Source organism: Cyanobacteriota bacterium, from assembly GCA_027618255.1.
Taxonomy (GTDB): Bacteria; Cyanobacteriota; Vampirovibrionia; order LMEP-6097; family LMEP-6097; genus JABHOV01.
In genome coordinates, this window is sequence record JAQCFG010000013.1 from 1 (window position 1) to 13,560 (window position 13,560).

General features: G+C 39.4%; 12 protein-coding genes. 9 read left to right on the plus strand and 3 right to left on the minus strand.

Annotation, left to right across the window (positions count from 1 at the left end):
- Positions 1–152 precede the first annotated feature (152 nt).
- The 5 genes from O3C63_03055 to O3C63_03075 all read left to right on the plus strand — a co-directional run bounded on the left by O3C63_03055 (position 153) and on the right by O3C63_03075 (position 4,027).
- Positions 153–1,139, plus strand: coding sequence for a hypothetical protein (locus O3C63_03055; GenBank protein ID MDA0771901.1), 987 nt, complete (start codon positions 153–155; stop codon positions 1,137–1,139).
- A 9-nt stretch (positions 1,140–1,148) separates the two neighbouring features.
- Positions 1,149–2,318, plus strand: coding sequence for an FAD-dependent oxidoreductase (locus tag O3C63_03060; GenBank protein ID MDA0771902.1), 1,170 nt, complete (start codon positions 1,149–1,151; stop codon positions 2,316–2,318).
- Between the two features lie 13 nt (positions 2,319–2,331).
- Positions 2,332–2,463 (plus strand): hypothetical protein, encoded by a 132-nt coding sequence (locus tag O3C63_03065; protein ID MDA0771903.1) that lies wholly within the window; start codon positions 2,332–2,334, stop codon positions 2,461–2,463.
- A gap of 8 nt (positions 2,464–2,471) precedes the next feature.
- A complete protein-coding gene (gene gcvT, locus O3C63_03070) occupies positions 2,472–3,596 on the plus strand; it encodes a glycine cleavage system aminomethyltransferase GcvT (GenBank protein MDA0771904.1) in 1,125 nt (374 codons plus the stop codon).
- A gap of 65 nt (positions 3,597–3,661) precedes the next feature.
- Positions 3,662–4,027, plus strand: a complete 366-nt coding sequence (locus O3C63_03075) for a glycine cleavage system protein H (protein MDA0771905.1) — start codon at positions 3,662–3,664, stop codon at positions 4,025–4,027.
- On the opposite strand, the gene gcvPB is transcribed toward O3C63_03075, so the two are convergent.
- Together gcvPB and O3C63_03085 are read right to left on the minus strand one after the other, a co-directional pair.
- Entirely contained in the window at positions 4,013–6,829 is a 2,817-nt protein-coding gene (gene gcvPB, locus O3C63_03080; protein MDA0771906.1) for an aminomethyl-transferring glycine dehydrogenase subunit GcvPB, read from the minus strand. The two genes, O3C63_03075 and gcvPB, sit on opposite strands and share 15 nt — an antisense overlap.
- A 126-nt stretch (positions 6,830–6,955) precedes the next feature.
- A complete protein-coding gene (locus O3C63_03085) occupies positions 6,956–9,721 on the minus strand; it encodes a proline dehydrogenase family protein (GenBank protein MDA0771907.1) in 2,766 nt (921 codons plus the stop codon).
- Positions 9,722–9,766: 45 nt separating this feature from the next.
- On the opposite strand from O3C63_03085, the gene O3C63_03090 reads away from it, so the two are divergent.
- Entirely contained in the window at positions 9,767–10,546 is a 780-nt protein-coding gene (locus O3C63_03090; protein MDA0771908.1) for a hypothetical protein, read from the plus strand.
- A 9-nt stretch (positions 10,547–10,555) separates the two neighbouring features.
- On the opposite strand, the gene O3C63_03095 is transcribed toward O3C63_03090, so the two are convergent.
- Entirely contained in the window at positions 10,556–11,530 is a 975-nt protein-coding gene (locus O3C63_03095) for a hypothetical protein (protein ID MDA0771909.1), read from the minus strand.
- A gap of 146 nt (positions 11,531–11,676) precedes the next feature.
- Between O3C63_03095 and rpsD the strand changes: the two genes are divergently transcribed.
- The 3 genes from rpsD to O3C63_03110 all read left to right on the plus strand — a co-directional run bounded on the left by rpsD (position 11,677) and on the right by O3C63_03110 (position 13,549).
- A complete protein-coding gene (gene rpsD / locus O3C63_03100) occupies positions 11,677–12,282 on the plus strand; it encodes a 30S ribosomal protein S4 (protein ID MDA0771910.1) in 606 nt (201 codons plus the stop codon).
- Positions 12,283–12,325: 43 nt separating this feature from the next.
- Positions 12,326–12,847 (plus strand): PDZ domain-containing protein, encoded by a 522-nt coding sequence (locus O3C63_03105; GenBank protein MDA0771911.1) that lies wholly within the window; start codon positions 12,326–12,328, stop codon positions 12,845–12,847.
- A 165-nt stretch (positions 12,848–13,012) separates the two neighbouring features.
- Positions 13,013–13,549 (plus strand): NUDIX hydrolase, encoded by a 537-nt coding sequence (locus O3C63_03110; GenBank protein MDA0771912.1) that lies wholly within the window; start codon positions 13,013–13,015, stop codon positions 13,547–13,549.
- Positions 13,550–13,560 lie beyond the last annotated feature (11 nt).

The window sequence follows — 13,560 nt, forward strand, 5'->3', positions numbered from 1 at the left end:
GGGAAATTCGTTTTGTCATAAGCTTCAAGCTGAAAATCTGAGAGCAGCTGCCCTAGGTGAATAGTTACGCCCCAGTACCAACGGCAAGATAAGAAAGTACTAGCTGGTGCTATTATTTATTCTGTCAATTCATATTGCTTAGGATTTTTATTTTGCAAATCGCTCCTTCCGCTGAACAGACTCAGATAAACCATCCGGCCCTTGCTGAATCAGTTTCTATTGAGCCGCTAGCCAATTTTGTTAACGACAAAAAAACAGAAATTCCCAGTCAGTCTAAAGATCAGCTTTTACTAAAACAAGAAAAACAAAACTCACAAAATATTTTAAAACAAATTACTGAGCATTTCTTTGTGAAGAAATTCATTCCAGAAGCTGCTAATTTCCTCTCGATTTTTGGGAACGCGGCTTCTGCAATAGCTCATCGATATAATTTTTCTGATACCGTTAAAAGCTTTGCTGATGGCTTTGGTAAATTTGGAACGAAGGCATTTTTGATTCTCAATGGAGCAATTAATATGCTTGAATATTTACTTAAGTTTGATTTACTTGGAGCACTTGGGCATTTTAACGATATTGTTGTCGGTCTTTTTGCACCACAAGATCACACCTATCTTGATCGAGGAACGGCTTCTGGTACTTATACTCTTGCTAATTCTCTTTCAATTATTAATGGTAATGATCACTTTCACTCAGCTGGGGAGCATTTCAAACATATTCTTAATGGACTTAAAAAGACTTATCACAATTTTGCGAGCAAGGATATACTCAAAAATTTGGCTGATTCTAATAATGCAATGATCGGAGTGATTGCCAGTATTATGACTAATCTGGGAGCTTTGACTTGGCTGGTGACGGGCAAGGAGAAATTTGCTACTGCGTTAAGAGATCTAGGTGGAATTATGATTGATTTTGAACAGGCACATCCAGGTCATTTCAAAAATGGTAAGAAGTTCTACTTTGCTTCGGGTTTAGGTTTGATCGGTGGTACCGTTTTTGACTTTCTCTCCAAAATGCTCCCTTCTCACAGAGATACTTTTGTGCCATTAAGTCTCTGTATTGATGGTATTGGCAGATATTTATTGAGAATGTCACATAACGCTGGTGAATTAAAGAAACCCCTTCCGGGGCTTTCGTTATAATAACTTGAGATGTCTAAACTAAATGACAAAGCAATAGTGATTATCGGGGGCGGACCTGCTGGCTATATGTCGGCGTTGGAACTCCGTAAAAGATTTAGCGAGCAAAAAATAATTTTAATAGAGAAAAATAAACTAGGCGGCGCTTGTCTTCATGTTGGTTGTATCCCAAGTAAACAATTGCATTCTATTGAGAATCTTGCTGACTTTCCTAAGTTAATTACCAAAAATAAAATGATGCTAGAAAAAGCTATCGCTAGTGAACTTAAAGCTGCAGACATTGAAGTGATCATTGCAGAGGCGCAAGTCTCAGAAGATGGAGTTGTGGTTGATGCTAACAAGATCGACTATTGCAAATTAATTATTGCAACTGGCACTAAACCAAGGACACTTAAAGAGTTTCCAGATGCTTTGACTAGCGATAGTTTTTTCTCTGAAGAGAGCTTGGCCAAAGGGTTTGCTGACAAATATTTATTTATAGGAGGTGGATATATCGGGCTAGAACTTGCTTCGATGTTGGCGCATCATGGTAAACAAGTAAGAGTAATTGAAATGATGAATGAGATTATGCCTTTTCTTGATAAGGATATCCACGCCAAGTTCATGCAAGGACTTAAGACTCAGAAGATTAAAGTAGAAACTGGCGTCAAAGATTTGAGTAGCATTCAAATAGAAGAAGGTGAAGAAGTTTTTGTTTCTATCGGTAGAGAAGCCTCGAGCTTTAAGCCTCGAACCTCGAACCAATGCGTCATTGGTGACGCTTCCGGTCAAATAGCACTTGCTCACTATGCCTATGCCCAAGCAAAACAACTAGCTGCTAGTTTTGCTGGTGAGCACTACCACCTTGATCCAAACAAAGTGCCGCTCGTGGTATTCACTCATCCTGAACTCGCTTCTATTGGGCTCACAGAGCAAGCTGCACGTGAAATCTATGGGGCTAAAGTTGAAACTAGAATCATCAACTGGGCAAGCAACGGCAAGGCTCGTGTTTCTGGTCACGATAGGGGGATGACCAAGTGGGTCATTGTTGATAATCACATCGTTGGCTGCCACATTATCGGACACTCTGCTACAGATTTAATTTCAATTGTAGTGCCAATTATTAATATGAATCCAAGTATTGAAGAAATGAAGAGATGGATTTATCCGCATCCGACTTTGGGCGAGATTTTTTCCTTTTGATTAGGGTTTGAACTTGCTTCAAAATTGTTCAGAACAAGGCTTGCGAAGTTCTGATAAAGCTGAGTTGACTGAGCCGTCAATGATGGTTTATCAGAGCAAGCGTAACGCAGTTCTGGGCGATTTGGGAGTAAGTTCAGTGCTATAATTGTGGCTATGGCAGAACTCAAATTACCTATCTCTCATTATTTCAATCAAACTAATGGTGCACGTTTTGCGGATTTTGCTGGTTGGAAGATGCCGACTTTTTATACTTCTATTATTGAAGAGCATAAAGCAACTCGAGAACATATTGGGATTTTTGATGTTTCACATATGGGACGTTGGTTGGTTTCTGGAAAAGAATCCCTAGATTTTTTGAATGACTTAGTTACTAATGATCTTGAGCCTTTGTTTGCTGGTTCTGGTATCTATACAGCGATGCTCAATGAAGAAGGTGGCATTATTGATGATTTGATTATTTACAAGATTGGTGATGAAGAATTTATGTTGGTGAATAACGCCGGTAATCATGATATTGATACTGCCTGGTATGAAAAACAAATTGAAAACTATGACGCTGAAATGATAGATATGACTGAGGTCTGGGGGCAGATTGCGGTTCAAGGTCCTATGGCAAAACAGGTACTAGAGCAGCTTCTGGGCATCGATGAGCCTCTTGAGTATTTTGGTTTTGGTGTTGTTGATTGTGATGATGATACTGAAGAGCCGTTAATTATTGCTGCGACTGGTTATACCGGTGAAGAGGGTTACGAGCTATATGGTGACCCTGATATATTAATGGATATTTGGGAAGACTTGATTGATGAGCATGATGCAACGCCTTGTGGTTTAGGTTCACGTGATTTACTGAGGCTTGAAGCTGGCTATTGTTTGCACGGTAATGACATTGATATTAAGACGACTCCATATGAGGCTGGGCTTAGTTGGGTTACCAAAATGGAGAAGGAAGATTTTATTGGTAAGTCTGCAGCCACCAGAAAGGACAAAAAACTAATTGGACTTGCGTTTCCTGAAGGAGACAAAATTATTCCAAGGTCACATACCAAAGTATTAAATGAGGCTGGTGAAGAGATTGGTGAAGTTACCAGTGGTAATTTTTCTTCGATGCTTAATAGAGCAATAGCCTTGGCCTACATTAAGCCTGAATACGAAGACGCTCAAGTAAAGGTGTCGATACGCAATAAAGAGTCTATTGCACAAGTAGGAAAGCCTTGGTTTTATCGCAATATCGGTAAAAAACAAGTTCAGGAATTTAAGTCCTCTGCGATTGTAAGTTAATTTTAATTAAAAAAATACCGGATTTGCTATACCCGGGAAGCCAAAATTCTGCTATAAGTTTGTTTATGGTTCAATACTTTAAGTCACATGAATGGATAGCAGAAAAGGGTGAAGGTGTATACCAAATGGGTATCAGCCAGTATGCTTGTGATCAGCTTGGTGATATAGTTTTTGTTGAAGCGAAAGAAGACGGCGAGGTCTATGATTCGGCTGATTCATTAGCTATTTTAGAGTCTGTTAAGGCGGTTGGAGATATTTATGCACCGTTTAAAGCGAAGCTCATCAGCACCAATAAAGAAGTTGTTAATAGCCCTGAAGAGATCAATTCAAAGACCTGGATAATAGAAATTAGCTCAGTAGACGGAATTGATTTTGATGACTTGGATACTATGAATAGTGGTGAGTATGATGACTATTTAGAGACGCTCTAGAGCGTTAGAACGCATAGCTTCCATCCTCTCACTCAAAATCGGTTCCTTAACTGCTTTAACATCATCAAAACGTGAAAACTCCGTACTGTGCGGTGCCGTCTTGAGCGTTGCTCTACCTTCTTCAGTCTGTGCCTCGGTAATGATCTCTTCAAAGGCAGTAACCAAGGCGTCAAGGCTTGATTTTGGTTCTGTCTCGGTTGGTTCTATCATGATTGTTTCTGGGATAGTCAGGGGGAAGTAGATAGTTGGCGCGTGAATACCTTTGTCTAAGAGGCGTTTAGCTACGTCAAGAGCAGTGATGCCATATTTCTCTTTGAGCTTTTGGGCTGAAATAATGAATTCATGTTTGCAAATTCTATTGAATTTGGGACTGAAGACACCGCTATTAGAAAGGATTTCACTTTGCTTAATTCTTGACTGAATATAGTTGGCATTAAGGGTTGCAGTCTCCGCAATACGTTTGATACCTTCCTTGCCGTTACGTTTGATATAAACAAGAGCTCTTAAGAGCACATTGAAATTGCCATTGAATGCTCTTACTCTACCAATGCTTTCGCGTGACTCATGGTTCCAGAATAAATCACCTTCGCTATCTTTTTTGAGACTTGGACCAGGAAGATAAGGAGTTAAAGCTCTGCTTGCTCCTATAGGACCAGCTCCAGGACCGCCACCACCATGCGGGGTAGAAAAGGTCTTGTGTAAATTAAGATGTAGCAAATCAAAACCCATATCACCAGGACGACAGATACCAGCAATTGCATTTAAGTTGGCTCCGTCATAGTACATGAGTCCACCATCTTCACGAATTAGTCTGACGACTTCAAGGATGTTTTGATTGAATAATCCAAAAGTGTTTGGGTTGGTGAGCATCATCACTGCAATTTGATTCTGATGTTTCTCTAGTACTCGTTTCAGGTCTTCGATATCAACATTGCCATCACTAGATGATTGAACAGAAACAGTCTTAAATCCTGCCATTGATGCTGATGCTGGATTGGTACCATGAGCGGAATCCGGAACCAAAACAATACTACGATCTTCTTTGCGGTCTTTGAAATAATGCTTTGCCATTAACAGCGCTGAGTACTCACCGTGCGCGCCAGCAGCGGGTTGCAAACTAAATTTGTGAAAACCAGTGATCTCGCAAAGAGCGCTATTGAGTTCTGTATAAACTTCAAGGGCTCCCTGGATATTTTTTTCATAATCATAAGGATGTAAATTAGTCCAAGCTGAATCACTGGCAATAATGTCATTGATCTTGGGATTGTATTTCATTGTGCAAGAACCTAGTGGATAAAAATGAGTATCTATAGAGAAGTTCTTCTGTGACAATCTGGTGAAGTAACGACACACAGTCAGCTCACCCTGATCAGGGATCTCGATTGAAGGCAGGTTAGAAGCATAAAAATCATAACTAAGTTTGGCTAGGTCTGTTTCTTGGATGACCGGTGCTCTCAAATCTTGCCCATCCTCAGAAAGGATAGCTGCAATTTCTTCAAGGAATGAATTGAGATCGCTGACGCTATGTAACTCTGTGACAGTAACTAAATAGAGGTTCTTGCTAAAGTCAAGAGAGAATAAACAAGAATTGTCTTTGAGTAGTTTGTTGACATTGACAGTATAAGTCTTGAATAAATCATTCAATGGACTGTCTGGATTAATTGATAAGCAAAACTCATTGAATGGATTTTCAGTTTTGATTTCAATGCCATCAATGGTTCCAAGTGCTGCTTTGAAAGCGCGAGTCTTGGTCCAGTTGTCTTTAGCGATATTGCGCAAGCCCGTTTTGCCCATCTGTGCAAGATAGATAGCAGTGCAAAGTGCGTGCAGTGATTGATTGGTGCAGATGTTTGAACTTGCTCTATCTCTTTTGATATGTTGTTCGCGGGCTTGAAAGGTAAGTACGTAACCCTCTTTGTCATTTCGGTCAGTGGTCTTGCCGATGATACGTCCTGGCATTTGACGTACATGCTCTTGTTTACTAGCTATGAAACCAACTTGAGCTCCGCCGTAGTGACTTGGATTGCCAAAGCTTTGGCAAGAGCCGCAAATTATATCAGCACCAAGCTCAGAGAGTTTTGCTTGAGCTACTAGTGCATATGCTTCTGGTACAACTACTATCAAGAATAGATTGTGATCTTCAACTGATTTGCGTAGGATCTGAGTTGTGTCCTTGTTAATAGTTTCACCGTAAAAATTAGGATTAGCAATCACCATGGTTGATCCATCTGGAATATCTGCGATACTTTCATAGAATTTGTATTCAATACCAAGCGGTTCTAGGTAGTTCTTGGCTACATTGATATATTCAGGATGAATGTATTTAGAGAGATAGACTTCGCGTTTTTTGTTGATGCGCCATGACATTGTAATCGCCTCAGCAAAAGCGGTTGCGCCATCATACATTGAAGCATTCGCGATATCCATTCCTGTTAGCTCAACAATGAAGCTCTGGAATTTATAAATTGCTTCAAGTGTACCTTGAGATACTTCTGGTTGATACGGAGTGTATGCAGTAAGAAATTCTCCTCGATTAGAAATTGCTTTAACCAAAGCTGGTACATGATGCTGGTAACATCCTGCTCCCTTGAAGCTAGTGAAACGAGTTTTAGTTTGATTCTTTGCACCAAGTTTGGAGAAATATTTTTCTAATTCCCATTCTTGATAGCCAGATTCAAGATTGAGGTCACGCTTGAGCAAGAGATTTTCTGGGATGTCGATAAATAAATCATCAAGACTGGTGATTCCTGTAGTTTGAAGCATTTCTTGGCGTTCTAGGTCATTAAGTCCGATATATGGCATAGAAATAATTGTATCATGCAGTAATCTCGCGAATTATTAGAGATCTTGCGCTTTTGCATTAGGACCATAGAATGATCCTGTTTTTACTTTATGACACGCTGAAAATGAAGTTTTATGCTCGAGTCCTTAGTCAGCAACAAAGCCTCTACGCATAGTATTTTCTGAGATCGTCTTTTCGTGAATAAACTGCAAGAGATAGTTTGGTCCACCAGCTTTAAGCCCAATACTAGATTCTTTGATCCCACCAAAGGCTTGTCTTGAGACGACAGCTCCGGTGCAAGGTCGATTAATGTAGAAATTACCAACTTGCATTTCCCTTGTGACTTTCTTTATATTGTTAGGGCTTCTAGAATAGAGTCCACCTGTTAAACCAAAGTCTGAGTTGTTTGCTAATTCAATAGCGTGGTCAAGATTTTTGGCTCTTAGCAAAACTAAAACAGGTCCGAAGACTTCTTCTTGAACTAATTTGTGATTAATATCAAGTCCTTCGATAATGCAAGGACTGATGAAGTTTCCTTCCGGCAAATCTCTTTCTTCTAGCAATAAATTACCATCTCGTTTACCGACTTTAATATAACGTTGAATCTCTTGGTAGGCATGCTTGTCTATTACTGGTCCAAGGCTAGTAGCCTCATTAGCTGGATCACCGATGTTGATTGACTTTGCTGCTTCAACAAGACGTTGTTTGAATTCATTATAAATCTCGTCTACTAGAATCAAACGCGAGCAAGCTGAGCATTTTTGCCCGGCAAAAGCAAAGGCTGAATAAAGTATTCCAGGTATCGCTTCATCAGGATCAGCACTCTGGTCAACTATAATTGCATTCTTACCGCCCATCTCGGCTATCATGCGCTTGGTTGGTCTTGCATTATTTGCAATATCATTGAGCTTCATGCCGGTTTTGTTTGAACCAGTAAAGGCAATGATTTTAGTTAGTTTGTGCTCAGCTAAGTAAGAGCCTACGGTTTTACCCTCACCAATAATGAGATTGAATAAACCCTCGCTGTAATGAGGAGCTAGTTTTTCTAGTGACTCATTAAGCAGTTTGATAAATTCATGAGCGACAATTGAGCTTCTTTCTGAAGGTTTGACTATTACTGAATTGCCCATCACTAGTGCGCCGCAGCTCATTCCTGCCATTATGGCAAGTGGGAAATTCCATGGTGAGATTACGAGTGCAATACCCTGAGCTTGGTAGTGATTAGTATTTTTTTCGCCAGGTTTAGAGTTGAGCTTGCTAGTGGCATGAAGTTCAAGAGCTTGATCTGCATAGTAATTCAAGAAGTCAATCGCTTCAGAGGTCTCTCTGTCTGCTTCTTGCCAAGGCTTAAAAACCTCAAGGCAAAGTAGAGCATTAAATCTATGCCTTTGTTTTTCTAGTTCTTGAGCGCAATGTTTGAGAACGGCTGTTCTAAGCTCTGGTTTCACTTGAGACCACTTGAGATAGGCACTCTCTGCTTGTTTGATTGTTCGGTCACAATCATTAAGGTTGGATTTGTATAGTTCGATGTTTGAGATTTCTTGCTTTACTTTTTTAATTGCGAGTTCCATTTTTTGGCGATTGATTTTTTGCGAGAAGTCGGTATTGGCTATATTGTCAAAATTGTGATCGGAGCCCTTTTCTCTATTCTCTATTTGCTTTGCCCGTGGATCTTGAATCAATTTATCAACATCGGCTTTGTCTAAAAATCCCTGCTTGAGAAAAGAATCATTAGCCGTGTTTTCTAGTAGGCGCCTAACTAGGTATGACATCCCTGGAATGAGCTCACCATAAGGCATATAGACTCGACATTCGTAGCCTTGCTTCACCAGGTATTCTTTGATCGGATCGAGCATACCATAGAGCATTTGAAATTCATATTGAGATTTATCAAGCCCTATCTTTTCTGCATAATTGATCGCAACCGATAGTGATCTAATGTTGTGCGAGGCAATAGCAGGTCTAAGTAGCTTATGGTTATCTAGTAAGACTTTGGTGAGATTTTCATAATTGATATCAGACTCATGTTTTTGCTGATAGACAGGAACTTCAAAGCCATTTTGCAAAGCCAGTGCTCTTTCTGAATCCCAGTAAGCACCTTTCACAAGACGTACTGTGATGGGAGTGCCGCGTTTGCGTGACCAATTGAGCCAAGTATTGAGATCTTCAGCACTTTCTTTAAGGTAGGCTTGAAGTACAATGCCAGCATCATCCCAGTTTCTAAACTCCTCTTCCATAAGAAGTTCTTGTACTATTTCATAGGTCATTTCTTTCCATGCATAGTGCTCTGTATCTACGTTGATTAGACAGTTTTGTTTAATTGCAGTTCTGTAAATCTCTCTAAGTAAGTTTTTGAGCTTGGTTTTTTTGCCTTGATAATCTAGTTGATTGGTTTGCGGGATAAGTGCTGAGAGTTTGACTGAAATATTAGTTTCCGTAAGGTGCTCGATTAGATTGAGGTAATCCTTGTAATAATGATCAGCTTCTTTTTGGCTAAGTGCGAGTTCACCAAGTATATCGATACTGCAGCTAAGTCCTTTGCTTGTAAGTTGGCGGATGCTTTTTCTGGCTTCATCAATATTGCTGCCGCAAATAAATGATTTTGCCATAATGCTGATTGCAAGCTTGCTACCAAGCTCTAAGCCCTGGCTAAATATTTGACTTTGATGAATAAAGCTAGGTAGGTATGGAGCAACATACTCAGTAAAAAATTGAGCTTTTTGTTTGGAGCTTTTGAGTACAGGCAAGACATCAATAAAATGAAACAGGCTTTGTTTTATTTTTGGTTGAGCAATACTTAGTTTAAGTAGTAGGTCTTTGATATTGCGCAACTTGAACATATTCAAGCCCGAATTTTGGGCCTTTATATATTTAAAAAGCTCTTTTGCAATCTGTTCAGTCGAAGAGTGCATCTTTATATGTTATTCCCCTATTTAACGGAGAAGATAATGCAAAGAATGATACTTGTCTCATATAGTACTAGTATCTGTCATGCTAGGATTGTTTGCGTGCGTAGCTTTATTGCTATTTCTATCTTATTTCTGTCTATTACTTCAGTTGGAGCGATAGATCAAAGTCTTTTGCAGCAAAACACTAGGATCTCAAAGAAAATTAATTCGCTGAACACTCGTTTGAATCAGCTGAATACTTTATTTGATAATGGACAGTACAAAGCATTCAAACAAAAAGCCAAGATTCTAAACCGCATCCAAAAGGTTCTTTTTACAAGATTTGAAGCAGTTAATGATATTAGTTTAAGTCGTGAGTTTAGTAAACTCGGACCAAGTTTGAAAGCACTTCGACGTAGTCAGATTAGTTCTTTTGAAGCTATTGTTAATGACTTAGAAAACAATAATTTGATTCTTGCTCAAGCTCTTGCTCAAGCAAAAGCAGCTAACATGGGATTAGCAACAGATGCGACTGGACTTTTTGGTCAAGTGAAATTAATTGAAGGCAATTGTATGCCTAGTATCGCTGGCAGCAAGACGAGCTGCTCTGAAACTGGTTTTAGTACTAAGGTGATTGTACGTGACACTTCTGGTATATTGATTGCTGAAACTAAAACTGACGAAAAGGGTTATTACGCAGTTGAGTTAGCTCCTGGTGATTATAGTGTTTGGCTTAATGACTCAGGTGAAGAATACTGCAATTGGTACTCAGGAGATGGCATAGCTTGCAAAGTTGAAATTATCGATACCTTCGAGTATGATCCCAAGATTGATCATGCTGTTTGGTAGAAGTTTGTCTTAGGGAGCTAGACCGAAATTTTTCTGCAGTATTTGAAGAAGCTCTTGCTCTGAAATTACTATAGTGTCTAGTTTCTTGATTCCTTGACCAAGATCTTCACCAGTTGTTAACTGTGTTGTCGTGTCTCTCCAGCCATAGCCTGGTCGTCTTAGTCTTGGTGGCTCCCCTGGTTTTTGCTCTTCCTCGTTAAACTTGAATTGTTGAGCTTTGGGAATTTTATCTCCTGGTCTTACTGGATTGAGACTTCCATCATTAAGACCTTTGAGGTAGTTATCAATCGTCTTGAAATTATCAAAACCAGTTTCTTCTGAACCATCCATCTTGCCTCGGGATGCTTGAATTGCTTCTCTGGCTGTGATCTTTGCTTGCGACAGTGCTTTAATGATGTTGTCATGTAAATCACTAAATAATTTAACGGCTTCATTAATAGACTCATTGTCGTATTCATCAAGTCCATATTGTTCAAACAATAATAATGCGTAGTGTTGTGGATTAGTTTTTAGTAAGATCGTGAGCAATTCTGTTTCTGCTGGATTCAATTCTGTTTTGTTAGCCAATTGATTAAAAATCTCTTGTCTAATTTCAAGTAATTCAATACTTGCTGCTGTGAGCTTCCCTTGATTGTTTGGATCAGCATTTAGGATTTCTTGTAACTTAACTAATTGCCTAGGTTTGATTAGTCGAAGCTCGATGGTTCTATCAACGATGTTTTGAATTTCAATAACTGAATTTATAGTATTTTGAAAACCATAGAAGCTTAGTGCAGTATCCTGATCTGTTGGTGGTGCTATTAAGCCTGGATCATTTTTGACTATTGCAAGTTCAGCCCCGCCAATTCTTGTTGTTTCTGCTGAATGATCTATCTCTTGTTGATTTGACTCGGGAGCTGAGGGAATCTCATTAGTCGAGCAACCTATAAGCCCAGCAGTCATAGCTAGACTTGTCATTATTTGTTGTACGAATGGAACCTTCACGTACATACAGAATAGCAAATCAGAGTGGATTTAGTCAAGATATTGCCAGATGCAGCTGCAGGATCACCCGATATACAAATTCTTAAGGATTATTGCCTTTAATATCCTTGAAATTATCTCCTCAACTGGGCTATCATGACCAGTCTATGGCTAGATACAGAGGACCCAAGGATAAATTATCACGCAAATATGGAGAGTTACTTTCCGGAATGCCTGTGTTTGAGGTAGCCAAAAGACCTTATAAGTCGGGCCAGCATGGTCAGCGCAAGGCGAAATTATCTGAGTATGGCGTTCTTTTAAAAGAGAAACAAAAACTTAGACTTAGCTACGGCGTTATTACTGAGAAACAATTCCGCAAATATGTTCAAAGAGCAACTCGCGCCAATGGACCTACTGGTGAGATTCTTATTCAATTACTTGAAAGAAGACTCGACAATTTGGTTTACAGAATGGGTTTTGCGCCTACATTAGCTTCTGCTAGACAATTAGTTGGTCACGGACATATCCTAGTAAACGATTTTAAAGTAGACATCGCTTCTTACCCTGTTAAAGCAGGCGACAAGATTAGCGTTCACCCTAAAGCTCGCAAATTGATTTTAATTGAAGATTCAATGAAGAACTGGATAGATACTCTTGCTTACATCAAACGCGACAAAAAAGAATTTGAAGGTGAGTTTGTAGAAATACCTGCTCGTGAGCTAATTCCTGTCAACGTTAACGAACGTATGATTGTTGAGTTCTATAGTAGATAGGCTCTTAACCCTCTCTTAACTAAACTAGGCAATAATAATATTAGTGGCTTTCACTCCAAAATACATTAGAGCTGTATTGGTTTTTGCAATTTTGTTTGCAAATCCTTTAGTTTGCTTGGCCTACCAAGAACAAAGCCTAAGTATTCCAAACACTTATATTAGTTCTGAACCAAAGAGCACTTTTAAACTCAATGCTGTAAGTTCTGATGCTGTTTTTGCACCTTCAGATGTTGGAATTATAGGTGTCAAGTATTTGCACCGTCGAGGCGAGATGAGTAACGTCATTGACGTCTATCCGCATACACCGGCGGCAGCTGCAGGGGTGAGAATTGGTGATCAAATTATTGAAGTTGATCATATGAATATAATGCCTTTTGATGCTGATCAAGTTTTTTCGCTTATCGCCGGAAGCCCAGGTGAGCCAGTACATCTTAAACTAATGCGTTGTGATTCTAATCATGGCAGCTACTCAGCTTGCCGCCCTTATGAAATCAATCTTAAACGCATGGATATGAATCAACTTGCTTCTGATAATGTATTCAAAGTATATAAATACGGGCAGTAAGTCCTTCATAGGTTTTGGAGTCAATTCCTTTAAATTTGAGCTGTACTTACTTTGCTAGAAAAGCTTTTTGAGAATTTGTTTTGAATCTTGCAGGGTACTTTGCGATGAGGAGCGATAATGGACATTGTTTTGCCAGCGGATTAAGCAATAACGTATAATAAAACAATGATAGAAAAAATCATCTCCACTAAAACACTACATAAAGGCAAGTTCCTAGATTTTATTGAAGACCAGATAGAGATTGAGGTTGAGCCTGTTATAAAAGCAAGTCGTCAGTATTTTACTCATCCTGGTGGAGTTTGTATATTGCCAATTATTGGTGATCAAATTGCTTTAATAAAACAATATCGCACTCCTGTACAAAAAATAATTTATGAAATTCCAGCTGGTAAGTTGGATTCAGGGGAGCAACCTTTTGAGGCAGCCAAAAGAGAGCTTCAAGAAGAAACTGGTTATAGTGCAGGCAAATGGACAGACCTTGGATTTATTTACCCTTGCCCTGGTTACTCTACCGAACGACTCTACGTCTATCTCGCTCAGGATCTAGACGCTGGCACGCAGAATCTAGACCACGGTGAAATCGTAGAGCTCGAGCTCATGACTATTGCTAAAGTAACTGAAATGATTCAGCAAGGGCTAATACCCGATGCCAAAACCATTGCGGCATTGTTTCTTGCGCAACAATATATTAGACCTGTTTAGAAACAGCGTTT

Coding starts and splice junctions, on each gene's coding strand:
- O3C63_03090 (MDA0771908.1), top strand. CDS start 9,767: ATGATACTTGTCTCATATAGTACTAGTATCTGTCATGCTAGGATTGTT.
- gcvPB (MDA0771906.1), bottom strand. CDS start 6,829: ATGCCATATATCGGACTTAATGACCTAGAACGCCAAGAAATGCTTCAA.
- O3C63_03110 (MDA0771912.1), top strand. CDS start 13,013: ATGATAGAAAAAATCATCTCCACTAAAACACTACATAAAGGCAAGTTC.
- gcvT (MDA0771904.1), top strand. CDS start 2,472: ATGGCAGAACTCAAATTACCTATCTCTCATTATTTCAATCAAACTAAT.
- rpsD (MDA0771910.1), top strand. CDS start 11,677: ATGGCTAGATACAGAGGACCCAAGGATAAATTATCACGCAAATATGGA.
- O3C63_03085 (MDA0771907.1), bottom strand. CDS start 9,721: ATGCACTCTTCGACTGAACAGATTGCAAAAGAGCTTTTTAAATATATA.
- O3C63_03075 (MDA0771905.1), top strand. CDS start 3,662: ATGGTTCAATACTTTAAGTCACATGAATGGATAGCAGAAAAGGGTGAA.
- O3C63_03060 (MDA0771902.1), top strand. CDS start 1,149: ATGTCTAAACTAAATGACAAAGCAATAGTGATTATCGGGGGCGGACCT.